Below are 26,570 nucleotides of genomic sequence, written 5' to 3'. Positions count from 1 at the left end.
AATGAGCCTTTCCCTTCGCGACCAGTTGCTCAAAGCAGGGCTGGTCAACCAAAAGCAGGCCAAGCAGGTCAGCAAAGACAAACAGAAACAACAGCGCCTGGCCCACAAGGGCCAGATCGAACTGGACGACTCCCAGCAGCGTGCTGCCCAGGAAGCCCAGGCCGAGAAGGTCAAACGCGACCAGGAGCTGAACCGTCAGCAGCAGGAGAAGGCTGAGGCCAAGGCCCGCGCTGCGCAGGTCAAGCAGTTGATCGAAGTCTCGCGTCTGCCGAAGCTGACCACCGAGGACTACTACAACTTCGTCGACGACAAGAAGGTCAAGCGCATCTCGGTCAACACGCTGATGCGCAACAAGCTCAGCAGCGGTTCGCTGGCGATCGTGCACCATGCCGGCGGTTACGAAGTGATTCCTCGTGAGGCGGCCCTGAAGATTCAGGAGCGCGATCCACAGCGCATCGTCCAGCTCAACGAGAAGGTCGAAGAGGTCAATGCCGAGGACGATCCGTACGCGGCCTATGTGATCCCTGATGATCTGATGTGGTAAAGACTTCAGCTGGCCGCGAAGTGGCCCTGAGGTAAAACGACAAACCCCGCTCATGGCGGGGTTTGTCGTTTTCAATGCTGTGATTTTGCTTCAGGCGGATTTCAGATCCCGCTGGCGTTCTTGCAGTTCCAGTTCGGCCTTGTAGTTGTGGGCGTCGATCTCGTTGTGGAACATGCCGACCAGCAAGTCTTGTTGATGCACATCCCAGATCCGTACGCCGGCGGCTACGCCTTCATGGGACATGTGTGAATCGTCGCGTTCAGTTACTTTTACAGTCATCTGCTAGCTCCAATCTCTGTTATCTGCAGCAAGGCGTGTGCAGGCCTCTGTTATAGAATTTGTTAGCCTGCTAAGTAAACGCCCGATTCGTGCAATGTATTCTTGCGAAATCTGCAACAGCGCTGGAGCCCGCTGAATCCGCGACATTCAGTCGCAGGGCGGTAAGTTGCATGACAAACGTTTCATCTTGGCGCCGCTGAAAATGCCTTTCTCAAGGCGAAAAAAAACGCCCCGAACCAGTCGGGGCGTTTTCATGTGCGGCTCAGCGGAAGGGAATTACTTGCCTTCCCAGCGCTTCAGCACGACGGTGGCGTTGGTGCCACCGAAGCCGAAGCTGTTGCTCATCACGGTGTTGATGGTGGCGTTCTCGCGGGTCTTGGTCAGCACCGGCAGATCGGCCACTTCAGGGTCCAGTTCGTCGATGTTGGCGGAACCGGCGATGAAGTTGCCTTCCATCATCAGCATGCAGTAGATCGCTTCGTGAACGCCGGCGGCGCCCAGGGAGTGACCCGACAGGCTCTTGGTGGAGCTGATGGCCGGGGCCTTGTCGCCGAACACTTCACGCACACCTTTCATTTCCGCGACGTCGCCGACCGGAGTCGAAGTGCCGTGGGTGTTCAGGTAGTCGATCGGGGTGTCGACGGTGGACAGCGCCTGCTGCATGCAGCGGATTGCGCCTTCGCCGCTTGGGGCCACCATGTCGTAGCCGTCGGACGTCGCGCCGTAGCCAACGATTTCCGCGTAGATCTTCGCGCCACGGGCCAGAGCGTGTTCCAGCTCCTCGACCACCACCATGCCGCCACCGCCGGCGATGACGAAACCGTCACGGTCGGCGTCGTAGGCGCGGGAGGCTTGCTCAGGGGTGTCGTTGCGCTTGCTGGACAATGCGCCCATTGCGTCGAACAGGAACGACTGGCTCCAGTGCTCCTCTTCACCGCCACCGGCGAACACGATGTCCTGCTTGCCCATCTGGATCTGTTCCATGGCGGTACCGATGCAGTGAGCACTGGTGGCGCAGGCAGAAGCGATGGAGTAGTTCAGGCCCTTGATCTTGAACGGAGTGGCCAGGCAAGCCGAAACGGTGCTGCTCATGGTCCGCGTTACACGGTATGGGCCGACGCGCTTGACGCCTTTCTCGCGCAGGATGTCCAGCGCTTCCATCTGGTTCAGGGTCGACGCGCCGCCGGAACCTGCGATCAGGCCGGTACGCGGGTTGGACACCTGCTCTTCGGTCAGACCGGAGTCAGCGATGGCGTCTTTCATGGCCAGGTAGGCGTAAGCCGCTGCGTGGCCGACGAAGCGATAGATCTTGCGATCGATCAGCTCTTCAAGGTTGAGGTCGATGGAGCCGGAAACCTGGCTACGCAGACCCATTTCGGCATATTCCGGGTTGAACCGGATGCCAGGGCGGCTTGCACGCAGGTTAGCGGAGACGGTCTCTTTGTCATTGCCCAGGCACGAAACGATGCCCAGACCAGTGATAACGACGCGGCGCATGCGAATAACCCTTAGAAGTTGTCAGTGGAGGTGAACACGCCGACGCGAAGGCCTTCGGCGGTGTAGATTTCGCGACCGTCGACAGTTACCGAACCGTCGGCAATGGCCAGGTTCAGCTTGCCCTTGAGGACGCGCTTGATATGAATGTTGTAGGTGACTTTCTTGGCGGTCGGCAGGACCTGGCCGAAGAATTTCACTTCGCCCGAACCCAGCGCACGGCCACGGCCCGGCAGGCCTTGCCAGCCCAGGAAGAAACCGACCAGTTGCCACATGGCGTCCAGACCCAGGCAGCCCGGCATCACCGGATCGCCTTCGAAGTGGCAAGCGAAGAACCACAGGTCGGGGTTGATATCCAGCTCGGCGACCAATTCACCTTTGCCGTACTTGCCGCCTTCTTCGCTGATCAGGGTGATGCGATCCACCATCAGCATGTTCGGGGCGGGCAGTTGCGCGTTACCTGGGCCGAACAGCTCACCGCGACTGCAGCGCAGCAGGTCTTCCCGAGTAAAGGCGTTTTGTTTGGTCATGCGAGCTCCTCAATAATCCCATGCGGCAGGTGGGGCAAATCTTCCCGGCCGATCGACGCGTTCATGCCTCGTACCGGCAGCCTACTCATAGACTATTGCGTTGTGGTGAAAGTCACAGCACCAAGGACATGAATGTACACTTGTGCACTGAAATTTTTATTCAAGCCCCTTTTGAGGCCCGTTCGGGTGCCTAAGACTGCCGCACTTTCGCTTTTCACGCCAGTCGCAGATGCTCGAAAGGGCCCCGTTACTGCACCCAGCGCTGCAGAATCTGCTGCAGATCATTGCGTTTGAATGGCTTGGCCAGGTAATCGTTCATGCCCGCCGACAGGCAGTTTTCCCGGTCGCCCTGCAATGCATTGGCGGTCAGGGCGATGATCGGCACATGTCCGCAGCCGGGCAGGCGGCGGATCTGTCGGGTCGCCTCGTAACCGTCGATGAGTGGCAGGCGGCAATCCATCAGGATCGCTTCGAAACGACTGTCCCCGGCGCTGCGCACCGCCTGCACGCCATCGGTGGCGACGCTGACGGTAAAGCCCAGGCTGCGCAACATCGCTTCAATCACTGTCTGGTTCACCGGGTTGTCCTCGACCAGCAGCACATTGCGTCCTTCGCCGTGACTGTCGCCGTTCAGCGTGCGCGGTGCCGCCAGCGCGGGCAGTGCCTGCTTATATAAAGCCAGGGGTATTTCCAGGGTGAATACCGATCCGCGACCTTCTTCGCTCTGAGCGCGCAAGGTGCCGCCCATCCGCTCGGCGAGGGTGCGGGCAATCGGCAGGCCCAGACCGGTGCCGCCATAACGACGGGAAATCGAACTGTCGGCCTGCTGGAACGCGTTGAACATCAGCTCAAGGCTCTCCGGTGAAATGCCGATGCCGCTGTCACGCACCGCGCAGGTGAACCACAGCAATTCGTGATCCAGCGACTGCCACTGCGCCTCGATGCTGACGCGCCCCTGTTCGGTGAACTTCAGCGCGTTACCGACCAGGTTGACCAGAATCTGCCGGATCCGCGTCGGATCGCCCTGTACCTGCAAGTCGCGCATGTCTTCGGGGATCCGCAGTTGCAGGGCCAGCCCGCGTTGCGCCGCACTGTGCTGGAACGACTGGGCGCAGGCGCCGATCACTTCGGCGAGGTTGAACGGAATGTGCTCCAGCTCCAGTTCCGAACGCTCGATGCGCGAGAAATCCAGGATGTCGTTGATCACCTTGAGCAAATGCTCGGTGGACTCGGAAGCCAGCGCTGCGTATTCGACCTGCTCCTCGGTCATTTCGGTGGTTTCCAGCAATTGCAGCATGCCCAGCACGCCGTTCATCGGGGTGCGCAGTTCATGGCTCATCATCGCCAGGAAATCCGATTTGGCGTTGTTGGCCTTCTCCGCCTCCTCGCGGGTCTGGATCAGTTGCGCCATCGCCTGATGCTGTTCGCGGCTGGCCTGTTCCAGCGCCTGGGCCAGGTTGTTGATGTGCTGGGACAGGGCGCCCAGCTCGGTGTCATCGACAATCGGCAGCGGGGTCTTGTAGTCGCCGTCCTGAATCGCCTTGACCGCATTGCCGATATCGCGAATCGGCTGCGAAATACTGCCGGCCAGCCGCCGCGCCAGGACAAACGTGAAGAGCAGGGCGAACAACGCCAGAATTCCTGCCTTGAGCAAAATTTCCTGTTGGCGCTGACTGAAGGCGTCATTCGACAGACCGACAATCACCCGTCCCAGATAGTCCTCGCTGGCCACGCCGGGATTGCTCTTGCCGTCCTGAAAGAAATCGTTGTGCAAGGCGATGCGTTGCAGCCGCACCGGCGCCTGGAACACCTCGACCTGATGCGGACGGTTGTGCGCATCTGCCGGCTGTTCGACATAGGCCAGAATCCGGTTGGCGCTGTCCTGCACTTCCAGAAACCGTACGTTCGGCGTGGCCAGCGTGGCCTTGAGCAGGCTTTCCAGCACTTCGTTGTTGCCGGAAATCACCCCGTACTCGGTGGCCGGTGCGAGCTGGTTGGCGATCAACTGGCCGGTGTGGTTCAGCTCCTGACGCAAATCCTGAATGCGCACGAAGGTGAAAAAGCTGATCAGCAGCAAGGTCAGCAACAGCGCAGGGCCCAGGCTGATCAACTGGGTGCGGGTGTTGATGTCCCAACGGCGGAAAATCATGGGCGGCGCTCTCCTTCGGCCAGCTCTGCGGCGACAGACGCTTCATTCATCGGTTCTATCCCTAAGGAACGAGCCACCTGCGCATTACTTGAGACTTTAAAGCGGCCGGGATAGAGCGTGCGCGGCCAGGTGGCCGGTGGCCGGTCCAGCAGTTCGTCGAGGACGGCCAGCCAGTCGTTCTGATCGCTGTAGGTGCTGGCCAGGCTGCCGGCGCGAACGAACGAGACATTCGGCCCGACCAGCGCCAGTTGCCGAGAGTAACTGCTGAGCAACAGGTTCTTCGCGGTTTTCGGGTTGTACAGGTCAGGGTCGTCGAGGCCCAGCAGCACGTCGCTGTTTTTCAGCACGGTCTGCAAGGGCCGGCTGTCGTGGGTGTTGTCCCAGCGTTGCGGGACGATTTGCAGATTCAGCGGTTGGGCCGCCGATTGCAGCTCCTTGAGCAGGAACTCGCTGTGCTGATCGAACAGCACGCCGACTCGCCCGGCCTGGGGCAGGATCCGGCGGATCAGTTGCAACTGACGACTCAGCGGCGGATCGGCCCACAGCAGGCTCAAGTGGGGCGGTTGCGCGTCGCCGAAGCGTTGCCGGGCCTGCAAGCGGCTGATGCGCAGGACCAGCGTCGCCGGGCCCTGGCTTTCCTGCATGCGCCAGTCGAGGCTCGGCAGATCCAGCAGGATCAGGCGCAGGCTCGACGGCAACTTGCCCGGCGCTGGCAGGCTGGCCAGTGGCTGAAAATGCACGCGGTCGGTCGGGCGCAGTTCGCTCAGGGCCTGGACGAAGGACTGCACGCCGGGGCTTTCTTCGGCGCCGGTCAGCAGAATGTCGGCCGCCTGCACCGCCACGCCATGCAGCCACGCTGTCAGGAACAGACAAAGCCCGGCCAGCCATTGGCCGAGCGTTGGCATCTTCCGTGACATGGCGTAACGCATCTAGAACTCCAGCTCGGCGCTGAAATACACCACGCGGCGTTCGTCGTAATTGTTGTCGACGAACGTGGTCGGCTCATGATCGAGGCGCTGTTGCAGCACCCCGGCCAGTTGCAGTTGAGCCTTGCCCAGGGCGATGCGTTTGGCGATGCGCGTGTCGACCCGCTCGAAGCGGTATCCGTTGAGCGCGTTGTCACCGTAATAGAAGAGGGCGCTGTTCCAGCCGTGGCCCCAATCGCGCAGCCAGCCCGCCGAACCGCTGTTGCGTGCGGTGAATTGCTGGTCCAGCGGATTGCTCGCCTCGGCGTCGACGAAGGCGTAGGTCAGGCGCAGGCGGTCGGCCGCACTCAGGCGCCAGTCCAGTTGCGTCTCGGTGCCGCGAAACCGCGAATCGTTGGCGTTGCTGGCGATGTACTGATTGTTGCGCAGCGGCTCGCTGATCATCCCGGTGATTTCGTCGTAGAACAGCTTCACGTCCAGCGCCAGGCCCCATTCCGGGAAATAGCCGTTGTAGCCCAGTTCCCGCGAGCGCATGTGTTCCTGGTCCAGATCGCCGGGGCCCCGGGTCTTGACGAAGTAGCGGGCCGAAGACTGGCCATAGGCGGCGGGCCGCAGGTTGGTCACCTGATAACTCCAGTTGACGTTGTTCTCGAACATGTCCGGCGAACGGATGGCCTCCGAATACACCGCGCGCAGACTGTGGCGCGGGTTGAACAGGTAGTTGACCGCAAACCGGGGCGTCAGCGAACTGCCGATCAGTTGCGTGTCTTCGAACATGGCGCCGCCCTGCAACAGCCAGTGTTCGCTGGCGCGCCATTCCAGTTGGCTGAAGGCGCGCCACGTGGTGTCGTCCAGCGTGCCATTGAAATAGGTCTCGGAATCGGCCCGGTCGTAACGATAGTTCAGGCCGCTGACCAGACGCAGGCTATCGGACAGGCTGAGGGTGTCCTGCAACTCCAGGTCGTAGCGCGATTCCCGGGCACTCTGGTCGATGTCGCCGCACAGGGTCTGGCGCGCGCCATTGCGCCACTGGTCCAGCACCTGATTGGCCAGGGCCATTTCCTGCGGCGTGCCGGCGGGTGCACCGGGGCCGGTGAACAGGGTCATGTTGCGGGCCAGGCGTTCGGTGTAGTTCGGGTTGAGCTGCCACAGCTCCGTCAGTTGCGGGCTGAACGACACTTCGGCGTCACAGGCGCGCCAGGTCTGCTGACGATCCCAGTGTTGTGCCGAGCCTTGCACATAGAGGCTGTGATCGGGATTGAGGTCCAGGTTCCAGCGCACCGAACCGGCGTAGTCCTTGGCAACCACGTCGGAATTGTTCCCGGCAGCGGTAATCCCGGAGAACACCGGACGGTAGGTATAAGGCCGCTGATTGGTCCCGTCCTTGGCGTTGACCTGCCAGTCCAGGCTCTGGTTGTCGCTCAGTGTCTGGCTGACCGCGAGGCTGAAGCGGTTCAAGCGGCGGCTGTCGCGGTAATCGGCGCCGGTACGGTCGCTGTCAAAGCCGTCGTCTTCCTGGCCGGACAGCGACAGACGCAGGTCGCCGCCATTCCAGCCGGTGCTCTGGCTGGCATAGAAGTCGTTGATGCCGCGTTGGCCGCGCGTCAGCTTCAGCCGTGTGCCATGGCTGTCCGCCGGGTTGCGGGTGATGATGTTGACCACCGCCATCAGCGCGTTGGCGCCGTAGCTGACGGTGTTCGGGCCGCGAAAGACTTCGATGCGCTCGATGTCTTCCATGGCCACCGGGATGTCGCTCCAGTCCACCGTGGCCAGGCCGGCGCGGTACACCGAGCGGCCGTCGATCAACACCTGCATGCGCCGGGCTTCAGTGGCGTTGGTCCCGTGATAATTCACCACTGCCTGATTGCCGCTGATATTGCCGACCATCATCCCCGGCACTAGCCGCAACAGTTCGCTGATGTCCCGGGCGCCGCTGGCGCTGATCAGTTCGCTGTCGAGTACGGTCATGCTGCCCGGGACTTCCGCCGGCGACTGTTTCAGGCGCGTGGCGGTCAGGATCTGCGGCAAGGCCTCACTGTCGACAAACAGGTCGTCCGCCAGCAGCACCGGGCTGAACAGCAGCGCCAGCAGCAGGGACGAACGCGGGGAAGGGGGGCCAGAAAACACGACGCAGCCTTGATAGCAAAGAATTGGCGCGCATGTTAACCGAGGTCGACCACTTTTCCAGTCACGTTGCAGGCATTTTCCTCGGTTTTGTTGGTCTTCTTCTGACAAGTGCGGGTAATTGACGCCGGGGCTGTCCGAGAAGGGGACGCTCCGTATAATGCCGGCATCGCCACTGGTATGGATTAACGGATTACATATGACTGAACAGCGCCCGATTGCGGTCCTGGGAGGCGGAAGTTTTGGTACCGCCGTGGCCAATCTGTTGGCCGAGAACGGCCATCAAGTCCGGCAGTGGATGCGTGACCCCGAACAGGCCGAGGCCATCCGGGTCAATCGCGAGAACCCGCGTTACCTCAAAGGCATCAAGATTCTGCCGGGCGTGACTGCGGTCACCGACCTGCAGGAAACCCTCGACGCCTGCGATTTGTGTTTCGTCGCGTTGCCGTCCAGCGCGCTGCGCACGGTATTGGCGGCGCACGCCGAACGCCTGAGCGGCAAGATGCTGGTCAGCCTGACCAAGGGCATCGAAGCCCACACGTTCAAACTGATGAGCCAGATTCTCGAAGAGATCGCTCCGCAGGCGCGCATTGGCGTGCTGTCCGGGCCGAACCTTGCTCGGGAAATCGCCGAGCACGCGCTGACTGCCACCGTGGTCGCCAGCGAAGACGAAGAACTCTGCAAAGCCGTGCAGGCCGCATTGCATGGCCGCACTTTCCGCGTCTACGCCAGCGCCGACCGTTTCGGCGTGGAGCTGGGCGGGGCCCTGAAAAACGTCTACGCAATCATTGCCGGCATGGCAGTGGCGCTGGAGATGGGCGAGAACACCAAGAGCATGCTGATCACCCGCGCCCTGGCCGAGATGACCCGGTTTGCGGTAAATCAGGGCGCCAACCCCATGACCTTCCTCGGTCTGGCCGGGGTCGGCGATCTGATCGTTACCTGCTCGTCGCCGAAAAGCCGCAACTATCAGGTCGGTTTCGCCCTCGGCCAGGGCTTGAGCCTGGACGAAGCGGTGTCGCGCCTCGGTGAAGTCGCCGAAGGGGTCAACACCCTGAAAGTGCTCAAGGCCAAGTCCCAGGACGTCGGCGTGTACATGCCGCTGGTCGCCGGATTGCATGCGATCCTGTTCGAAGGGCGCACGCTTGAGCAGGTAATCGGTCTTCTGATGAGAGGCGAGCCGAAAACCGACGTCGACTTTATTTCCACCAGTGGTTTCAACTGATTCAGCAGGGAGCAGGGCATGAGCGATCCGAAAACCGAAGCCAAATATGAATCCATCCTCCTGCGGGTGTTGTGGATGATCGTCTACGTGCTGGTCTGGCAGGTAGCGCAGTTCATCCTCGGCGCGGTGGTGCTGGTGCAGTTGATCTATCGTTTGATCTATGGCGCCCCGAGCGCCAGCCTGATGAATTTCGGCGACAGCCTGAGCCAGTTTCTGGCGCAGATCGGTCGTTTCGGCAGCTTCCACAGCGACCAGAAACCCTGGCCGTTCGCCGACTGGCCGACGCCGCGTACCCCGGAAGGTGAAGCGCCACACGTTGTCGCGCCGGCACCGCATCCGGCCCGGGATGAGGAACCCAAGCTATGAAACTCTGGGTATTGCGTCACGGTGAGGCCGAGCCCTATGGCTCGCGCCCCGACTCCGAGCGAGAACTCACCGCCCACGGTCGCAAGGAAGTGTTGAGCAGCGCGGCCCGTTTGATGGGCCAGCCGCTGACCGCCATCTACGCCAGCCCGTACCTGCGGGCGCAGCAGACGGCGCAACTGGTGCGCGAAGCTCTCGGCTTCGAGCCGGAGATCCGTACAGTCGAGTGGCTGACCCCGGAAGTTGACCCGGACCGTGTGGCCGAGCAACTGGTCTCGGTGAGCAACGTGCTGTTGGTCAGCCACAATCCGCTGGTAGGCAATCTGCTCAGCTACCTGCAACACGGTGCGGGCTACCCGCCGGAAAAAGTCAGCACCGCCGGGCTGGCCGAGCTTGAACACAGCGAATTGCTGATCGGTTCGATGACGCTCAACAGCCTTAAACATCCCTGAAATTTTTTGTACGAAATAGTCAACCAAGCACTTGCTTGGTTGACTACGCTTGCTCCAGACCAAAAAACAGGAGCGAGTCGAATGTCTTCCGCCTTCCGTTTGCCGCTGGACGTGTTTTACGAACGCGAGGCCCGGCACCCGCGTCAGCGTTTTCTGGTGCAGCCGATCGGTGGCGGGCAGGTCGAGACACTGACCTGGGCCGATGTCGGCCATCAGGCCCGCTGCGCCGCGCACTGGCTGCGCTCCCGGGAATTGCCGCAAGGCAGCCACATCGCCCTGATCTCGAAAAACTGCGCGCACTGGATCATCGCCGACCTGGCAATCTGGATGGCCGGACACGTTTCGGTGCCGCTCTATCCGAACCTCACTGCCGAATCGGTGAATCAGGTGCTCACCCACTCGGAAAGCGTGCTGGCGTTCATCGGCAAACTCGATGACTGGCCGGGCATGTCGCCGGGTGTACCGGACGGCCTGACCACCGTCAGCCTGCCGCTGCACCCACCGGGCACGTTCGATTTCAACTGGAACGATGTGCAGCGCAGCTCGCCGATCCAGGACGATCCGCGTCCCGCCGCCGAGCAGCTGGCGACAATCATTTACACCTCCGGCACCACCGGCCTGCCCAAGGGCGTGATGCACAGCTTCGCCAATCTCGGGTTCGCGACGACGCGCGGCACGCAGTTGTTCGGGCTCAATGAGAACGACCGGCTGCTGTCGTATCTGCCGCTGTGTCATGTCGCCGAGCGGATGTTCGTTGAACTGGCGTCGATCTATACCGGCCAGACAGTGTTTTTCGCCGAGAGCCTCGACACCTTCCTCGCCGATCTCAAGCGGGCGCGGCCGACGGCGATGTTCGGTGTGCCGCGGATCTGGACCAAATTCCAGATGGGCGTCTACAGCAAGATCCCGGCGAAACGCCTGGATTTCCTCCTCGGTCTGCCCTTCATCGGCAAGCGGATCGGTCACAAGGTGTTGGCCGGATTGGGGCTGGATGCTCTGCGCGTCGCGCTTTCCGGTGCGGCGCCGGTGCCGCTGACCCTGTTGCGCTGGTATCAGAAACTCGGGCTCGACGTGCTGGAGGTCTACGGCATGACCGAAAGCTGCGGTTATTCGCACATCTGCCTGCCGGGGCAATACAAGGAAGGCTGGATCGGCCGGCCATGCCCTGACGTGGAAGTGCGCATCGATGAGTCCGGCGAAGTGCAGGTGCGCAGCCAGGCGAACATGCTTGGTTACTTCAAGGAGCCGCAGAAAACCGCCGAGACTCTCACCGAAGACGGCTTCCTGCGCACTGGCGACAAAGGTGAGCAGGACGCCGAAGGGCGTTTGCGCCTGACCGGGCGGCTCAAGGAAATCTTCAAGACCAGCAAGGGCAAGTACGTCGCCCCGGCGCCGATCGAAAATCGTCTGGCGGTGCATTCGCGGATCGAACAGGTCTGCGTGGTCGGCGATGGCCTGAGCGCGCCGCTGGGGTTGTGCGTGCTGTCGGCCGTGGGCCGGGAAGAGGCCCGCGCGCCGCTGCATTCGAGCCTGGAAAAATTGCTGGAGGAGGTCAACGCCGTCCTCGACAAGCACGAGCGTCTGCGCCGGCTGGTGGTGGTCAAAGACAGCTGGGCGGTGGAGAACGGCTTCCTCACACCAACCCTGAAAATCAAACGCAACATCATCGAAGACACCTACGGGGCACGTTTCGAAGAATGGAGCGAGCGCAGCGAGGCGGTGCTGTGGCAGGATTGAGCGTCGATCAAAACAACAAAGGAAGCCTGCGATGACCTTGTGGCGCACCACTCCGAACATCGAGCAGTTGAACGCAATCCAGAAAAACACCATCGGCGAAGTGCTGGACATTCGCTTCGAGTCCTTCGACGAGGAATCGCTGACGGCCAGCATGGTCATCGACCATCGCACCCATCAGCCTTACGGCCTGCTGCACGGCGGCGCCTCGGTGGTGCTGGCCGAGACGGTCGGCTCGATGGCCAGTTACCTGTGCATCGACGCCAGCAAGTTCTATTGCGTGGGCCTGGAAATCAACGCCAACCACTTGCGCGGACTGCGCAGCGGACGGGTGACGGCGGTGGCCAAACCGATCCACATCGGCCGCACCACCCACGTCTGGGACATTCGCCTGACCAGCGATGAAGGCAAGGCCAGTTGTGTGTCGCGCCTGACCATGGCAGTGGTGCCGCTGGGAGAACAACCGCCGGCGCGTTGATGGCCGAAGCGTCATAGCCCTGACCGGACTGTCATCATTCCTGGCAGTTACGGTCATTGCTGTGGGACGCGGTCTTACGGACAATCAACGCCTGTTTTCCGCTCATGGATTTGCCGGTATGTCGCAACCGATCTTCTTCGCCCACGCCAACGGTTTCCCTTCGGGCACCTACGGCAAACTGTTCGCGGCGCTGGCGCCCGAGTACCGGGTCGCGCATCTGGAACAACACGCCCATGACCCGCGTTTCCCGGCGGGTGACAACTGGTACCACCTGGTCGACGAACTCATCCATCACCTGCAACAGCAAGATGAACCGGTGTGGGGCGTCGGCCATTCCTTCGGCGGCATGCTGCATCTGCACGCCGCACTGCGTTGCCCTGAGTTGTATCGAGGGGTGGTGATGCTCGACTCGCCGGTGCTGACCCGCACTGATCAATGGGTGATCCGCGCCGCCAAGCGCTTTGGTTTCATCGACAAACTGACCCCGGCCGGCCGCACGCTGGGGCGCCGCGAAGAGTTTGCCGACCTGGACAGTGCCCGTGGTTATTTCGCCGGCAAAACCCTGTTCCGCAGCTTTGATCCGGAATGCTTCGATGCCTACTTGCAACACGGTCTGCACAAGGTCGGCGACAAGCTGCGCCTGCGCTTCGATCCTGCGACCGAGATCAGCATCTATCGCGGCGTGCCGCATACCAGTCCTGCGCATACCCGGCAATTGAAAGTGCCGCTGGCGGTGGTGCGCGGGCACAAGAGCCGTGTGGTGATGAACCATCACACCCGCTTCGTCGGGCGCCTGCCTCAGGGCGAGTCGCTGACCGTGCCTGGCGGCCATATGTTTCCGCTTGAGCGCCCACAGGACACTGCGCAATTACTGAAAAACCTGTTCGATCGCTGGGAGCGCCGGCAAGACAAGGATTGCGCATGAAGCCCGCCGTCGAAGAAGTGCGCCTGAGCCTGCCGCATATCGAACTGGCGGCGCACCTGTTCGGCCCGGAAGACGGGTTGCCGGTGATCGCCCTGCACGGCTGGCTGGACAACGCCAACAGCTTCGCGCGTCTGGCACCGAAGCTCAAAGGCTTGCGCATCGTGGCGCTGGACATGGCCGGTCACGGGCATTCCGGGCACCGCCCGAACGGCGCCGGTTACGCACTGTGGGATTACGCCCATGACGTGCTGCAGGTCGCCGAGCAATTGGGCTGGAAACGTTTCGGCCTGCTCGGGCATTCCATGGGTGCGATTGTTTCGCTGGTGCTCGCGGGATCGTTGCCCGAACGCATCACCCATCTGGCGTTGATCGACGGGGTGATTCCTCCTACCGACAAAGGCGAAAACGCCGCCGAGCGCATGGGCATGGCCTTACAGGCGCAACTCGATCTTCGGGAAAAGCGCAAACCGGTCTACAACACCCTCGACCGGGCCATCGAGGCGCGGATGAAAGGGCTGGTGGCGGTCAGTCGTGAAGCCGCCGAACTGTTGGCGCAGCGTGGGTTGATGCCGGTGCCCGGTGGTTACACTTGGCGCACCGACAATCGTCTGACGTTGCCGTCGCCGCTGCGTCTTACCCAGGAACAGGCGATGGCGTTCGTGCAGCGCATTGCCTGTCCCGCGCAATTGGTGGTCGCCGCCGACGGCATGCTGGCCAAACATCCGGAGCTGCTGGAGCGTCTACCCTTTGACCGGGAACAGCTGCCGGGCGGGCATCATCTGCACCTGAATGATGAGGCCGGGGCCGACCTTGTCGCAGACTGTTTCAATCGGTTCTTCGCCATTCCTTGACTTGCTCCCGGCAACTGTCGAGGCTGGGCAGGTTGAAATGGGAGACAACCAAGATGGATTTCTACACCGCTGCGACTTCGAACTGCCCCAAAGGCACCCAGGCCATGCCCCTGCGATGAGCCTGTCCATGCGATCTATCAGTCTGCTGGCGCTGTGCTGTTTCAGTCCCTTTCTATTCGCTGCCGATCTGCCGGGCAGTCAGGATCTGCCGATCGTGCCGCGTGTGGCCGATGCGCAGATCGTCGACTATCGCCCCGCCATGGAGCTGGAGCGGATCTACCCGCTCGGCTCGATCCGCAAGATCAGCGGCCAGTTGCGTTTCGACGGCCAGGTCAGCGCCCGGGGGCAAACCACCTCGGTGACCTACGAGTTGCCGCCGGAACATTCCGCTACTGAAGCCTTCACTCTCGCTCGCGAAGCCCTGCAAAAGCAGGATGCGCAGCTGTTGTTCTGGTGCCAGGCCCGGGATTGCGGCGAGAGCAGCCTGTGGGCCAATGAGGTGTTCGGTAATGCCAAACTGTACGGTGCCGACGAGCAGCAGGCCTATTTGCTGCTGAGGCTCGCGGCTCCGCGTGACAACACGCTGGTGGCGCTGTACAGCATCACCCGCGGTAATCGCAAAGCCTATCTGCACGTCGAACAGTTCGAGGCGCTGGCACCGCTCGGTGACCTGCTGCCGACCTCGGCCACGCTGCTGCGGGAATTGAAAAGCACCGGCGAGCTGGACTTTCCAAAGCTCGCCGGCGATCCGGATGACACCTGGCTGCGTTTGCTGTCTCGTGGTTTGAACCTCGACACCACCTTGCGGGTGACGGTCTCCGGGCCCAAGGCCGAGGCCTGGCGTCAAGCGCTGATCGGGCAGGGCGTGCGCGCCGCGCGAATGGAAACCGGCAGTGTCGACGGCGAAGGTCTGCGCATCGATCTGTTGCGATAAGGTGTCTTTGGCGGACACGCTCGGCGTGTTCGCCTACTCTTTGCCTGACTGATTTTTTTCGAGATTTCACATGCCCAATAATGATCGTCTGCTGGTGCAGATCCTGTTGCTGGTGTTGTTTGGCGCCAGTTTCTGGGTGATGGCGCCGTTCTGGTCGGCGCTGTTCTGGGGCGCGGTGCTGGCGTTTGCCAGCTGGCCGCTGATGCGCCTGCTGACCCGCTGGCTCAATGGCCGGGAATCCCTCGCGGCGCTGTTGCTGACCATGGGCTGGATGTTGCTGGTGGCGGGGCCGCTGGTGTGGCTCGGCTTTAACTTGGCCGATCACGTGCGTGATGCCACAGCGTTTATCAAGGATGTGCAGGTCGACGGACTGCCCGAGGCGCCGAGCTGGCTGGGCGGCGTGCCGGTGGTGGGCGAACGGCTTGTCGGGATCTGGAACAGCATCGATCAGCAGGGCGCGGCCCTGATGGTGACGGTCAAACCTTATCTGGGGCAGGTCGGCAACTGGTTGCTGGCGCGCAGTGCGCAGATCGGCAGCGGGATTCTCGAACTGACCCTGAGCATTGTCTTCGTGTTCTTTTTCTACCGTGACGGGCCGCGATTGGCGGCGTTCGTGCACAGTCTGCTGGAGCGCCTGATCGGTGACCGGGCCGGGTACTACATCGATCTGGTGGCCGGTACCGTGCAGCGGGTGGTCAACGGGGTGATCGGTACGGCGGCGGCGCAAGCGGTGCTGGCGCTGATCGGGTTCCTGATTGCCGGGGTGCCGGGGGCGCTGGTGCTGGGGATCGTGACGTTTCTGCTCAGCCTGATTCCGATGGGGCCGCCGCTGGTGTGGATTCCGGCCACGGCGTGGCTGGCCTGGAAGGGCGAGTATGGGATGGCGGTGTTTCTCGGGATCTGGGGGACGTTCGTCATCAGTGGTGTGGATAACGTGCTCAAGCCGTATCTGATCAGCCGGGGCGGGAATCTGCCGTTGGTGATTGTGTTGCTTGGGGTGTTTGGCGGGTTGATTGCGTTTGGGTTTATCGGGTTGTTTATTGGGCCTACGCTTTTGGCTGTTGCTTATAGTTTGTTGACGGATTGGAGCAAGAGTCAGGCTCGGGTTTGAGGCTTTGCCTTGGCGGCCTCTGGGCCGACCAGGTTGTTGGTTGTTTGGGGTGAATATCCGTTGCTTCGGGTGTTGCGGTTTGCGGTTTCGCCCTTACGGCGAGTCCCTTTTGGCAAACGCCCCAAAAGGAACCAAAAGGGCTTGCCCCAATGTTCGGCGCCTCGCTGTGGCTCGGCGTCCCTTCGCTCCGGGATTCATCCGGGGGCATCGCCTACGGTTTGCTTCGCTGCACCTCCTCTCGATGCATGCGGCTGCGCCGCACGGTCGCTGCGCTCCCACCCCCGGATAAATCCCTCCACTCAGCCTTCCAACGGGGCCGGTACGTCAAAAGCGGTACTCGAGCTAACGCTCATTGTGTTGAGTGGTGAGAAGCCGAAGCGAAAGCGGAGGTTTATGTGGAAGCTGGTGCTGGTGCTGGTGCGGAAGTGGATGCTGATGCCGATGCCGATGCCGATGCCGATGCCGATGTTGGTGTTGGTGTTGGTGTTGGTGTTGGCGCTGGTGTTGGCGCGCAGGTATGAGTGGACTTATGTGCTTCAAAACCTGAGTTCACCTCGGTATCTCACGTCGGCGTATCTCTCCCAATCACCTCGGTCAGTCCCCTCTCCCTCTGGGAGAGGGCTAGGGTGAGGGCCGCTTTGATGACACACCGCAGAGCCAAAGCAAACCACTCACCCAGCCAGAGTTAATCGCCCCTTAAGTCTTGACCCGAGAGCGATCCTCTTCACCCAATCTCAAGTCGCCACATTCAAATACTTGCCCACCGACGCAGTGTTTTCGAGCGAGTACTGCTTGCTCAGATTGGCAATCATCCGGTTCAGCGCTTCGGTGGTGGTTTGAGTATTGCTGGCGGTCTGTTCGTCATCCGGGCGTTCGCGACCTGCATGCAGTGCAGCTTTCAGTTCGTCGCTGCTGACGCCTCCGCTGCTGTCGCTGTCCAGCACCTTGAGCAGGGCGGCGGCGGTGTCGGTGTTGTTTGAGGAGGTGCTGTCGTTGGTCTGCAGCGCGCTGTTCAGTTCGGTGGCGGTAACAGTGCCGTCGCCGTCTGCATCGAGCTGGCTGAACAGTTCGTCGCTGGAGGCTTGCGGTGGTGGGGGTGGCGGTGGGGTGAGGCTGGCGGCGAGTTCGTCCTGGCTGACGACGCCGTCTTCGTTCTTGTCCAGGGCCGAGAAGATTTTACTGCTGTCGGCGGTGCTGCCGGCGCTGGTCAGGCCGTTGCTCAGTTCGTCGCTGCTGATGGCGCCGTCGCCGTCGGCGTCCAGGGCGCTGATCAGGGCGTCGGCGAGTTCGGTGTTGGGGGCCTGGTCGCCAGGGGGCGGTGGGGGTGGGGCCATGGCGGTCATTTCTTCGGCGCTGAGGCTGCCGCTGGAATCGCTGTCCAGATCGCCGAATTGTTTGCTCAGGCTGACCAGCAGGCCGTCGTTGGACTTTTGTGACAGGGCGCTGCCCAGTTCGTCCTGATCCACCGCGCCGTCGCCGTTGCTGTCGAGCTTGGCGAACAGTTCCTTTTGCAGTTGCTGGCTGCGGGCGTTTTGGGTGGAGGTGCTGCTGGTGCTGGTATAGCTCGTGTAGTTGCTGACGCTACCGATCATCGGGCTCACTCCTTGGACTGGAAAACCGGTGGGTGTACCGGCTTATGCAGCCTCGAGGCGCAAGGTGTCGTGGGTATGTGGGGTTTGTACCGGCCGGTACACAGTCGGGATCAGTGGCGGGGCAGTTGGATCACGGCGGTCAGGCCGCCGCCGGGTGTTTCTGCCAGGGTCAGTTGTCCGCCCTGGCGTTGCGCCGCTTCCCGGGCGATGGTCATGCCCAGACCGACGCCGCCGGAGTTGCGGTTGCGTGAGCCTTCGAGGCGGAAGAACGGTTCGAACACGGCTTCACGCTTGTCCGCCGCGATGCCCGGGCCGTGGTCGATGACGCGGATCAGCAGTTGTTCGCGCTGGTCCTGCAGTTCGATGTGCGCTTGGCCGGCGTAGCGTAAGGCGTTGTCCATCAGGTTGTTGATGCACGAGCGCAATGCCATCGGTTGCACCTGCATCGGGGCGCAGTGGCCGCTGACCTGCACGTCGGCGCCTTGATCCTGGGCGTTTTCACACAGTGATTCGACCAGCGCCTGGACGTCCATCAACTGCAAGGCTTCGCTGGTGCGTTGTTCGTGCAGGTAGGTGAGGGTGGCGTCGAGCATGCCGATCATGTCGTCCAGATCCTGGCGCATCTGGCCCTGCAGCTTGTCGTCGTTGATGTTTTCCAGGCGCAGTTTCAGCCGCGACAGCGGGGTGCGCAGGTCGTGGGAGACGGCGCCGAGCATCCGCGCGCGTTGCTGCACCTGTTCGCGGATGCGGTGTTGCATCAGGTTGAACGTGTGTGCGGCCTGCCGGGCTTCCCGGGGGCCGGTTTCGTCCAGCGGCGGGCTGTCGAGGTCTTCGCTCAGGCGTTCGGCTGCATCGCTCAGGCGCTGGATCGGCCGGGTCAGCAGCTTGGCGCCGTACCAGGCGGCAATGATCAGCGAGATGAACTGGAAGGTCAGCGGCACGATCGGCCCGCCGAACCAGGGACGCGGCGGACGGGGCGGGTAGCGTGGATCCTGCGGTGGCTGTTTGCCGTCGAGGCTTTGCGAGAACTCCGGCGGCGGTGGCGGGGGCGGCGGGCCGTAGAGGCGGAACCAGGCGAAGGCCAGCAAGTGCGCCAGGACGATCGCCACTAAAAGCACGCCAAACAGGCGGCCGAACAGCGTGTCGAAGCGCGCCCGCATCAGCCGATGTCTCGCGCGTCGAACAGGTAGCCTTCACCGCGCACGGTTTTGATCAGTTGCGGGGCTTTCGGGTCGTCGCCGAGTTTTTGCCGCAGGCGCGAGACCAGCAGGTCGATGCTGCGGTCGAAGGCTTCGATCGAGCGGCCACGGGCAGCGTCCAGCAACTGTTCGCGGCTGAGCACCCGGCGCGGACGTTCGATGAACACCCAGAGCAGACGGAATTCGGCGTTGGACAGCGGCACCACCAGGCCATCGTCGGCGATCAACTGGCGCAGGACGCTGTTCAGGCGCCAGTTGTCGAAGCGAATGTTCGCACGCTGTTCGGTGCGATCGTCGCGCACCCGGCGCAGAATCGTCTGGATCCGCGCCACCAGTTCACGAGGTTCGAACGGTTTGGCCATGTAGTCATCGGCGCCCAGTTCCAGGCCGATGATCCGGTCGGTGGGTTCGCAGCGGGCGGTGAGCATCAGGATCGGGATGTCCGATTCAGCGCGCAGCCAGCGGCACAGCGACAGACCGTCTTCGCCGGGCAGCATCAGGTCGAGCACCACCACGTCGAAATGTTCGGCCTGCATCGCCTGACGCATCGCCGCACCGTCGGTGACGCCGCTGGCGTGAATGTTGAAGCGGGCCAGGTAGTCGATCATCAGTTCGCGGATCGGCACGTCATCGTCGACGATCAGGGCACGGATGCTCCAGCGCTTGTCGTCTTTCTGCTCGTCGTTCACGGAGACTTGGGAGTTGTGCATGAGGCTGTTCATCTGCCAGTAGGCCGCCAACCACAAAGATAGGCTGCGAGGTTGTGGTTTCAGCATAGGCGTCCGGCCGTGAGGCGGGAAGGGCTGCTGTAAGGACTTGTTGCGGCTGGCGAGGCTAGCGCGGGCGCATGTTGCCGGCGTGTCGGTTGTGTATCGGGTTCGACACAATACCCTGCAAGGCTATGCTGATCACGGTTGGCGCGACGATTTACCGATCATCGGGTGCCGCGCCGTCGCCGGTTCCGCTACAATGCGCGCCGATTTCGACTTGCCTGAGAGCCCATCCATGTCCGCCTGCCAGACTCCTATCATCGTCGCCCTGGATTTCCCTACCCGTGACGCCGCACTGAAGCTGGCCGACCAGTTGGACCCGAAACTGTGCCGGGTCAAAGTGGGCAAGGAACTGTTCACCAGTTGCGCCGCGGAAATCGTCGGCACCTTGCGTGACAAAGGTTTCGAAGTATTCCTCGACCTGAAATTCCACGACATTCCCAACACCACGGCGATGGCGGTCAAGGCCGCTGCCGAGATGGGCGTGTGGATGGTCAACGTTCACTGCTCCGGCGGCCTGCGCATGATGGCGGCCTGCCGTGAAGAGCTGGACAAGCGCAGCGGCCCGCAGCCGTTGCTGATCGGCGTGACCGTGTTGACCAGCATGGAGCGTGAGGATCTGGCGGGAATCGGTCTGGATATCGAGCCGCAGGAGCAAGTGTTGCGTCTGGCGGCACTGGCCGAGAAGGCCGGGATGGACGGTCTGGTGTGCTCGGCGCTGGAAGCCACGGCGCTGAAAACCGCGCATCCGTCGCTGCAACTGGTGACCCCGGGAATTCGTCCGGCCGGCAGCGCCCAGGACGACCAGCGTCGCATCCTGACCCCGCGTCAGGCGCTGGATGCCGGTTCCGACTATCTGGTGATCGGCCGTCCGATCAGCCAGGCGGCGGATCCGGCCAAGGCACTGGCCTCGGTGGTTGCCGAACTGGCCTGAGCGAACAGCTGAAGCATCAAAGAAGGGAGCCCGATGGCTCCCTTCTTTGTTTTCAGACCTTCAACACCAGTTTGCCGAAGTTCTCGCCACTGAACAGTTTGCCCAGGGTTTCCGGGAAGGTTTCCAGGCCTTCGACGATGTCTTCCTTGCTCTTGAGCTGACCCTTGGCCATCCAGCCGGCCATTTCCTGGGCGGCACCGGCGTACTGCGCGGCGTAATCCATCACCACGAAACCTTCCATTCGCGCGCGGTTGACCAGCAGCGACAGGTAGTTGGCCGGGCCTTTGACCGCTTCCTTGTTGTTGTACTGGCTGATGGCGCCGCAGATCACCACGCGCGCCTTGAAGTTCAGACGGCTCAGCACCGCGTCGAGGATGTCGCCGCCAACGTTGTCGAAATACACGTCCACGCCTTTCGGGCACTCGCGCTTGAGGCCGGCGAGCACGTCTTCGCTCTTGTAGTCGATGGCGCCGTCAAAACCCAGTTCATCGATCAGGAACTTGCACTTGTCGGCGCCACCGGCGATGCCGATCACCCGGCAGCCTTTGATCTTGGCAATCTGCCCGGCGATGCTACCCACCGCGCCGGCAGCGCCGGACAGCACCACGGTGTCGCCGGCCTTCGGTGCGCCGACATCGAGCAGGGCGAAGTAGGCGGTCATGCCGGTCATACCCAGTGCGGACAGATAAACCGGCAGCGGTGCCAGTTTCGGATCGACCTTGTAGAAACCTCTTGGCTCGCCGAGGAAATAATCCTGCACGCCAATGGCACCGTTGACGTAGTCGCCGACGGCAAACCCCGGATTGTTTGACGCGACGACTTTGCCTACGCCCAACGCGCGCATGACTTCGCCCAGACCCACCGGCGGAATGTAGGATTTGCCTTCGTTCATCCAGCCGCGCATGGCCGGGTCGAGGGACAGGTATTCGTTCTTGACCAGAATCTGCCCCGCCGCCGGCTCGCCGACCGGTACTTCCTGATAGGTGAAGGTCTCGCGGGTGGCGGCGCCCACCGGGCGTTTGGCGAGCAGGAACTGGCGATTGGTCTGGTTGGTCATGACAGGCACTCGAATTGAATGAAGCCTTGTTGATAGACCTTCAGGCGCGATGCCGCAAGGTCGGCTCATGGGGCGAATGCAGGTTGATCCAGTACGGTGATAGTCCCCGGCGGGGTTTCATCACTGCGATTCATGAAAGCCTAACCGGCCTTTTGATAGTGCTGACGTCACTCAGGCCCCTGTGGCTATGCTGCCTTCATCAATCCCCCCGCATTCGAGGACATAACAATGAGCATGACGTTTTCCGGTCAGGTAGCCGTCGTCACCGGCGCGGCCAACGGCATCGGCCGCGCGACGGCCCAGGCATTCGCCGCCGAAGGTCTGAAAGTGGTGGTGGCCGATCTGGATGCGGCCGGGGGCGAGGGCACCGTGGCGCTGATTCGTACAGCCGGTGGCGAAGCGACCTTCGTGCGCTGCAACGTGACCGTCGAAAGCGAAGTTAAAAATCTGATGGACGAGGTGATCAATACCTACGGCCGTCTCGACTATGCCTTCAACAACGCCGGGATCGAGATCGAGAAGGGCAAACTGGCCGAAGGTTCGATGGATGAGTTCGACGCGATCATGGGCGTCAACGTCAAGGGCGTGTGGCTGTGCATGAAATATCAACTGCCGTTGCTGCTGGCCCAGGGCGGCGGGGCGATCGTCAACACCGCTTCGGTGGCAGGACTGGGCGCCGCGCCGAAGATGAGCATCTACGCGGCTTCCAAGCATGCGGTGATCGGCCTGACCAAATCTGCCGCCATCGAGTACGCCAAGAAGAAAATCCGCGTCAACGCCGTATGCCCGGCAGTGATCGACACCGACATGTTCCGTCGCGCCTATGAAGCGGACCCGAAGAAAGGCGAATTCGCCAACGCCATGCACCCGGTCGGGCGCATCGGCAAGGTCGAGGAAATTGCCAGCGCCGTGCTGTACCTGTGCAGCGATGGTGCGGCATTTACCACCGGTCACTCGCTGGCCGTGGACGGTGGCGTGACCGCTTTCTGAGGTGGCGTCGGCTGATACAAAAAAGGACCCGCCCACCGGCGGGTTTTTTTCGCCTCGGGAGTGGTTTCGTGAATCCGCTAAACAATGTGTTTCAAATGGTGAGAACGGAGGCTTTTGGCGGTTTTGTCGCACAGCCTCAAGGGCTTGGCTGTGATTTACTGCCGCCAGCAAAAACGGACAGGAGTTTGCGTGCTCATGGAATTGAGAATTGACCGACTGGCAATGGTGCCGGTCGTACAGCAGATTGTCGACGGGTTGACCGAGTGGATCATGCAGGGGCAGGTGCCGCCGACGACGCGTCTGCCCTCCGTGCGAGAGATCGCACGGTGCAATCTGCTCAGCCAGTCATGCGTGATGGAGGCTTGCGAGCGTCTGGTGGCGCAAGGGGTTCTGGCCTCGCGTCAGGGCTCGGGATTCATGGTGGCGGCTTCGTTGCCCGGTTGCTGCAAGGCGATTGATGGCTCAGGGTGTGAAGGGGAGCGCAGCGGGGGCGATCCAGCGTCCCGATGGCGCGTCGGTTTGACGCTGGGAAGTGGCGTCCTGCCAGAGAGTTGGCGCGAGCCCGATGATCTCGGTTATGCGATCCGCGAGGTGACGCGCGCCGACATGGCCAGCCTGTTCAACTACAGCACGCCTCTGGGGCTGCCGGCGTTGCGCGAGCAGATCGTCAAGCGCCTGGGATTGCTGAGTATCAAGGCTGTTGAAGAACAGGTGATGACCACCGCCGGCGCGAGCCACGGACTGGACCTGATCGTGCGTACCCTGTTCAAGGCCGGTGATTGTGTCGTGGTCGAGACCCCCGGTTATGCGCCGCTTTTCGAACTGCTGCGTTTGCACGGCGTGCGCATGTTGGAGGTTCGCCGCACACCGGGCGGGCCGGATCTCGAGGCGCTCGAGGCGTTGCTGCACCAATTTCGGCCCACCGCGCTATTCATTAACAGTCACCACCACAATCCCACGGGCAGTTGCCTGCTGCCGGCGGTCGCTCGACGTATTCTGGAGTTGAGCAGGATCTACGATCTGCGCCTGATAGAAGATGATGTCTACGCCGACCTGCACAACGGCAACGGCACTCGCCTGGCAGCGCTGGATGACGAGGGGCGAGTGATTTACCTCGGCAGTTTTTCCAAGACCCTGAGCAGCTCGCTGCGGGTGGGTTTCGTGCTGGCCGATGGCGAACTGATCGAGCGGATGGCGCGGGTCAAGATGATCAGTTGCATGGGGACCTCGAGGTTCTGTGAGGCGGTGCTGGCCGGAATGCTCGCCAGTGGCGCCTATCGCAAGCTGGTGCAGCGACAGCGCCAGCGGCTTAATACAGATCGTGCGGCTGCGTTGCAGGCCCTGGAGGATGCCGACTGGGAAGTGTTCGGCAAGCCCACGGGCGGCCTGTTCATCTGGGCGCGCGCGCCGTTGGCCGATGAAGCGCACTTGCGCAGGCATGCCTCGCGCTGCGGGGTGCAGCTGTCTTGTGCAACCTCGTTCAGCCCCAGTGGCGAAGCGTGCGACTGGCAGCGGATCAACGTTGCTTACGCCTGTGATCCACGGGCACGGCAGTTTTTTTGCGATACAGCCATGGATCGACCTCGAACGTTCTGAAAACGACGCGTGCGTAGCTTTTTGCCATTATTCCGACGCCAGAGACTTGTGCTGGTTCAAGGCCGTTGCGAATCTTCGACAACAGACTATGGCAGGGGACTACGCGCAATGATTTCGGCCGTGCAAGGACGTTTTGCCAACCTCGGTATGGCAAAAAAACTGGGTATCGGGTTTGTGCTGGTGTTGTTGCTGACTGCACTGGTGGCGGCGATTGGCGTCTGGTCCCTGCAAACCATCAGTCAGCGCTTCGACGGCCTCAAGCAGATGTCATCGCTCAACAGTGGCTTGCTCAAGGTGCGTTTGCTGGAGCAGGACTACGCCCTGCACGGCAACCCGAAAACCGTCGATGCCTTGCACGAAGGTGTCGACGGTCTGATCGCCATGGCCGACCAACTCAAGATTTTGTCGCCGGGCAATGAGTCGGTCATGAACGACGTCCAACAGTCATTGGGCGCGTACCGCAAGGCGTTCGATGAATTCGTCTCGTTGTCCCAGGCCAAGGATCTGGCGCTGGAAATGGCCAGTTGGTCGGTGTCCAGCGTCGCCAACAATCTCGATGTGTTGCAGGCCGGTCTGGCCGACGACGGCGCTTACACCCTGAAAGACAGCGAAGGCAAGGATGGGGCGCAATTCATCGAACAGGCCGGTCAGGTCAGCCAGGTTTCGCGGTTGATGTTGCAGGCAATGAACGAAGCGCGGGTACGCCTGGATCAAAGCCGCAAGGGTGATGACAGCGCGGGCCAGGGCAATATCGAGCAGGCTGCCCAGGCTCAGGCCCAGGCCGAGCAGCTCAAATCCACGGTCAAGGACGAGGGTTACCTGACGGTGCTCAATGAGGTCTCCGGGCACATTGCCGGTTTCAGCGACAAGCTTGCCGAGTACACCGGGTTGCTGGCTCAGGAAAAAACGGTCTATCAACAGTTGCACCAACGGGCCGATGAAGTCGTGGCGCGGGTCGATCAGGCGTATGTCGCGCAAGACGGCGCGATGCAGGGCGAACTGAAAAAGAATTCGGTGCTGATCATTGGCTCATCGGCGCTGGCGTTGCTGGTCGGGCTGATTGCGGCGTGGGTGATTACCCGGCTGATCGTTGCACCGTTGCGCAGCGTGATTCACGTGGCGCAACAGATTGCGGCCGGTGATCTGAGCGCAACGATCGAGGTCTCCCGCCGTGACGAAATCGGCCAGCTGATGCTGGCCATGCAGCAGATGGGCGCGGGCTTGAGCGCGATTGTCAGCGGGTTGCAGGCGGGGATCGAACAGCTGGCGAGTTCGGCGCAATCGCTGTCGGCGGTGACCGAACAGACCAACCTTGAGGTCAGCAGCCAGAAAGAGGAAACCGAACAGGTCGCCACGGCCATGAACCAGATGACCGCCACCGTGCACGATGTTGCGCGTAATGCAGAAGAAGCGGCGCTCGCGGCGCAGACTGCCGATGGCAAAGTCGAAAGTGGCCAGCAGGTGGTGCGCCAGAGCATGGCGCGGATCGAGCAACTGGCGGATTCGGCGACGTCGGCCAGTTCGAGTATCGAAAGCCTCAGTGCGGAAATCCAGAACATCGGCACGGTGCTGGGGGTGATCAAGAGTGTCGCCGAGCAGACCAACCTGTTGGCGCTCAACGCGGCGATCGAAGCGGCGCGGGCGGGCGAGCAGGGCAGGGGCTTTGCGGTGGTCGCCGATGAAGTGCGGGCGCTGGCCCGGCGCACGCAGCAGTCGACCGAGGAGATCGAGCGGCTGGTCAGTGCCTTGCGTTCGGCGGCGCATTCGTCAGTGCAGCAGATTCAGAGCAGTGGCGAACTGGTGAAGCTGGCGGTGAGTGATGCGTTGCAGACCGAAAGTGCGTTGGGGAGTATTGCGGCGGCGGTTTCGTTGATTCAACAAATGAATCAGCAGATTGCGGCGGCGGCTGAGGAGCAGAGTTCGGTGGCTGAGGAGATCAATCGCAGTGTGACGAGTATTCGGGCGAGTGCGGATCAGTCTTCGATTGCGATGCGGGGGAATGCGGCTTCGAGTGTTGAGCTGGCGCAGTTGGGGAGTGAGTTGCGGGGGATGGTTGGGCATTTTCGGCTTTGATTTGGACTTGGCGGCCTTTGGGCCGACCAGGTTCCCGTTTTATTGCGTTCATATCCGTTTCTGCGGGTGCTGCCGCTGGCGGTTTCGCCCTTACGGCGAGTCCCTTTTTCAAACGCCAAAAAGGAACCAAAAGGCTGGGCCCCGGCGTTCGGCCCCTCGCTTGGGCTCGGTGTTCCTTCGTTCCGGGATTCATCCGGGGGCATCGCCTACGGTTTGCTTCGCTGCACCTCCTCTCGATGC

The 26,570-nt window shown here is 61.9% G+C and carries 25 protein-coding genes and 1 pseudogene; 16 read left to right on the top strand and 10 right to left on the bottom strand.

Annotation, left to right across the window (positions count from 1 at the left end; translation table 11 throughout):
• The first annotated feature begins 1 nt into the window (after position 1).
• Positions 2-544, top strand: coding sequence for a DUF2058 domain-containing protein (locus AC1RT4_RS13795; RefSeq protein WP_007957793.1), 543 nt, complete (start codon positions 2-4; stop codon positions 542-544).
• A 90-nt stretch (positions 545-634) separates the two neighbouring features.
• On the opposite strand, the gene AC1RT4_RS13790 is transcribed toward AC1RT4_RS13795, so the two are convergent.
• The 6 genes from AC1RT4_RS13790 to AC1RT4_RS13765 form a co-directional block, all read right to left on the bottom strand.
• Positions 635-823 carry a hypothetical protein gene (locus AC1RT4_RS13790; RefSeq protein ID WP_007957795.1) on the bottom strand — a complete coding sequence of 63 codons (189 nt, stop codon included), beginning with the start codon at positions 821-823 and terminating at the stop codon, positions 635-637.
• A gap of 276 nt (positions 824-1,099) precedes the next feature.
• Complete coding sequence (gene fabB, locus AC1RT4_RS13785) at positions 1,100-2,320, bottom strand: beta-ketoacyl-ACP synthase I (protein ID WP_493085731.1); 1,221 nt, start codon at positions 2,318-2,320, stop codon at positions 1,100-1,102.
• Positions 2,321-2,331: 11 nt separating this feature from the next.
• Positions 2,332-2,847, bottom strand: a complete 516-nt coding sequence (gene fabA / locus AC1RT4_RS13780) for a 3-hydroxyacyl-[acyl-carrier-protein] dehydratase FabA (protein ID WP_003227150.1) — start codon at positions 2,845-2,847, stop codon at positions 2,332-2,334.
• A 247-nt stretch (positions 2,848-3,094) separates the two neighbouring features.
• On the bottom strand, positions 3,095-4,996 hold the full coding sequence (locus AC1RT4_RS13775) for an ATP-binding protein (RefSeq protein ID WP_493085729.1): 1,902 nt from the start codon (positions 4,994-4,996) through the stop codon (positions 3,095-3,097).
• Positions 4,993-5,925 carry an ABC transporter substrate-binding protein gene (locus tag AC1RT4_RS13770; RefSeq protein ID WP_102688133.1) on the bottom strand — a complete coding sequence of 311 codons (933 nt, stop codon included), beginning with the start codon at positions 5,923-5,925 and terminating at the stop codon, positions 4,993-4,995. Before AC1RT4_RS13770 ends, AC1RT4_RS13775 begins: the two co-directional genes overlap by 4 nt.
• Positions 5,926-8,049, bottom strand: coding sequence for a TonB-dependent receptor plug domain-containing protein (locus AC1RT4_RS13765; protein ID WP_493085726.1), 2,124 nt, complete (start codon positions 8,047-8,049; stop codon positions 5,926-5,928).
• 196 nt (positions 8,050-8,245) lie between these two features.
• Here AC1RT4_RS13765 and AC1RT4_RS13760 point away from each other — a divergent pair, with 196 nt between their 5' ends.
• The 10 genes from AC1RT4_RS13760 to AC1RT4_RS13715 all read left to right on the top strand — a co-directional run bounded on the left by AC1RT4_RS13760 (position 8,246) and on the right by AC1RT4_RS13715 (position 16,640).
• On the top strand, positions 8,246-9,271 hold the full coding sequence (locus AC1RT4_RS13760; RefSeq protein WP_007957803.1) for an NAD(P)H-dependent glycerol-3-phosphate dehydrogenase: 1,026 nt from the start codon (positions 8,246-8,248) through the stop codon (positions 9,269-9,271).
• A gap of 18 nt (positions 9,272-9,289) precedes the next feature.
• Positions 9,290-9,637: a DUF4389 domain-containing protein gene (locus tag AC1RT4_RS13755; RefSeq protein ID WP_493085724.1), complete on the top strand. Its 348-nt coding sequence runs from the start codon at positions 9,290-9,292 to the stop codon at positions 9,635-9,637.
• Positions 9,634-10,086, top strand: a complete 453-nt coding sequence (sixA, locus tag AC1RT4_RS13750; protein WP_007957806.1) for a phosphohistidine phosphatase SixA — start codon at positions 9,634-9,636, stop codon at positions 10,084-10,086. Before AC1RT4_RS13755 ends, sixA begins: the two co-directional genes overlap by 4 nt.
• An 81-nt stretch (positions 10,087-10,167) precedes the next feature.
• On the top strand, positions 10,168-11,823 hold the full coding sequence (locus tag AC1RT4_RS13745; protein WP_493085722.1) for an AMP-binding protein: 1,656 nt from the start codon (positions 10,168-10,170) through the stop codon (positions 11,821-11,823).
• Positions 11,824-11,854: 31 nt separating this feature from the next.
• The gene (locus AC1RT4_RS13740; protein WP_007957810.1) at positions 11,855-12,298 is read left to right on the top strand and encodes a hotdog fold thioesterase; all 444 of its coding nucleotides are present in this window, start codon (positions 11,855-11,857) and stop codon (positions 12,296-12,298) included.
• A 118-nt stretch (positions 12,299-12,416) separates the two neighbouring features.
• Positions 12,417-13,223 carry an alpha/beta fold hydrolase gene (locus AC1RT4_RS13735; protein WP_085683559.1) on the top strand — a complete coding sequence of 269 codons (807 nt, stop codon included), beginning with the start codon at positions 12,417-12,419 and terminating at the stop codon, positions 13,221-13,223.
• Entirely contained in the window at positions 13,220-14,074 is an 855-nt protein-coding gene (locus AC1RT4_RS13730; RefSeq protein ID WP_493085720.1) for an alpha/beta hydrolase, read from the top strand. The genes AC1RT4_RS13735 and AC1RT4_RS13730 overlap by 4 nt, the downstream gene beginning before the upstream one ends.
• A gap of 127 nt (positions 14,075-14,201) precedes the next feature.
• Complete coding sequence (locus AC1RT4_RS13725; RefSeq protein ID WP_179694083.1) at positions 14,202-15,008, top strand: DUF4892 domain-containing protein; 807 nt, start codon at positions 14,202-14,204, stop codon at positions 15,006-15,008.
• Positions 15,009-15,078: 70 nt separating this feature from the next.
• The gene (locus AC1RT4_RS13720; RefSeq protein WP_179694084.1) at positions 15,079-16,119 is read left to right on the top strand and encodes an AI-2E family transporter; all 1,041 of its coding nucleotides are present in this window, start codon (positions 15,079-15,081) and stop codon (positions 16,117-16,119) included.
• Positions 16,120-16,514: 395 nt separating this feature from the next.
• A complete protein-coding gene (locus AC1RT4_RS13715; RefSeq protein WP_493085717.1) occupies positions 16,515-16,640 on the top strand; it encodes a hypothetical protein in 126 nt (41 codons plus the stop codon).
• 213 nt (positions 16,641-16,853) lie between these two features.
• Here AC1RT4_RS13715 and xopAW read toward each other — a convergent pair whose 3' ends face one another.
• The 3 genes from xopAW to AC1RT4_RS13700 all read right to left on the bottom strand — a co-directional run bounded on the left by xopAW (position 16,854) and on the right by AC1RT4_RS13700 (position 19,620).
• Positions 16,854-17,711: a XopAW family type III secretion system calcium-binding effector gene (gene xopAW, locus AC1RT4_RS13710; protein WP_493085715.1), complete on the bottom strand. Its 858-nt coding sequence runs from the start codon at positions 17,709-17,711 to the stop codon at positions 16,854-16,856.
• Positions 17,712-17,821: 110 nt separating this feature from the next.
• Complete coding sequence (locus AC1RT4_RS13705) at positions 17,822-18,871, bottom strand: sensor histidine kinase (protein ID WP_493085713.1); 1,050 nt, start codon at positions 18,869-18,871, stop codon at positions 17,822-17,824.
• Entirely contained in the window at positions 18,871-19,620 is a 750-nt protein-coding gene (locus AC1RT4_RS13700; protein ID WP_064384157.1) for a response regulator, read from the bottom strand. Before AC1RT4_RS13700 ends, AC1RT4_RS13705 begins: the two co-directional genes overlap by 1 nt.
• A 295-nt stretch (positions 19,621-19,915) precedes the next feature.
• Here AC1RT4_RS13700 and pyrF point away from each other — a divergent pair, with 295 nt between their 5' ends.
• On the top strand, positions 19,916-20,614 hold the full coding sequence (gene pyrF / locus AC1RT4_RS13695; RefSeq protein WP_007960372.1) for an orotidine-5'-phosphate decarboxylase: 699 nt from the start codon (positions 19,916-19,918) through the stop codon (positions 20,612-20,614).
• Positions 20,615-20,666: 52 nt separating this feature from the next.
• On the opposite strand, the gene AC1RT4_RS13690 is transcribed toward pyrF, so the two are convergent.
• Entirely contained in the window at positions 20,667-21,671 is a 1,005-nt protein-coding gene (locus tag AC1RT4_RS13690) for an NADP-dependent oxidoreductase (protein WP_493085711.1), read from the bottom strand.
• A gap of 228 nt (positions 21,672-21,899) precedes the next feature.
• On the opposite strand from AC1RT4_RS13690, the gene AC1RT4_RS13685 reads away from it, so the two are divergent.
• The 4 genes and pseudogenes from AC1RT4_RS13685 (at position 21,900) to AC1RT4_RS13670 (ending at position 26,330) form a co-directional block, all read left to right on the top strand.
• On the top strand, positions 21,900-22,661 hold the full coding sequence (locus AC1RT4_RS13685) for an SDR family oxidoreductase (RefSeq protein ID WP_007917441.1): 762 nt from the start codon (positions 21,900-21,902) through the stop codon (positions 22,659-22,661).
• A 195-nt stretch (positions 22,662-22,856) separates the two neighbouring features.
• A complete protein-coding gene (locus AC1RT4_RS13680) occupies positions 22,857-24,257 on the top strand; it encodes an aminotransferase-like domain-containing protein (RefSeq protein WP_493085708.1) in 1,401 nt (466 codons plus the stop codon).
• A gap of 108 nt (positions 24,258-24,365) precedes the next feature.
• Positions 24,366-25,421: pseudogene (locus AC1RT4_RS13675) on the top strand (methyl-accepting chemotaxis protein); the annotation flags it as partial.
• Positions 25,422-25,448: 27 nt separating this feature from the next.
• Complete coding sequence (locus AC1RT4_RS13670; RefSeq protein ID WP_493086351.1) at positions 25,449-26,330, top strand: methyl-accepting chemotaxis protein; 882 nt, start codon at positions 25,449-25,451, stop codon at positions 26,328-26,330.
• Positions 26,331-26,570 lie beyond the last annotated feature (240 nt).

Source organism: Pseudomonas sp. GW821-FHT11D10 (genome assembly GCF_058808435.1).
This window is presented reverse-complemented; position numbering and strand designations above follow the sequence as displayed.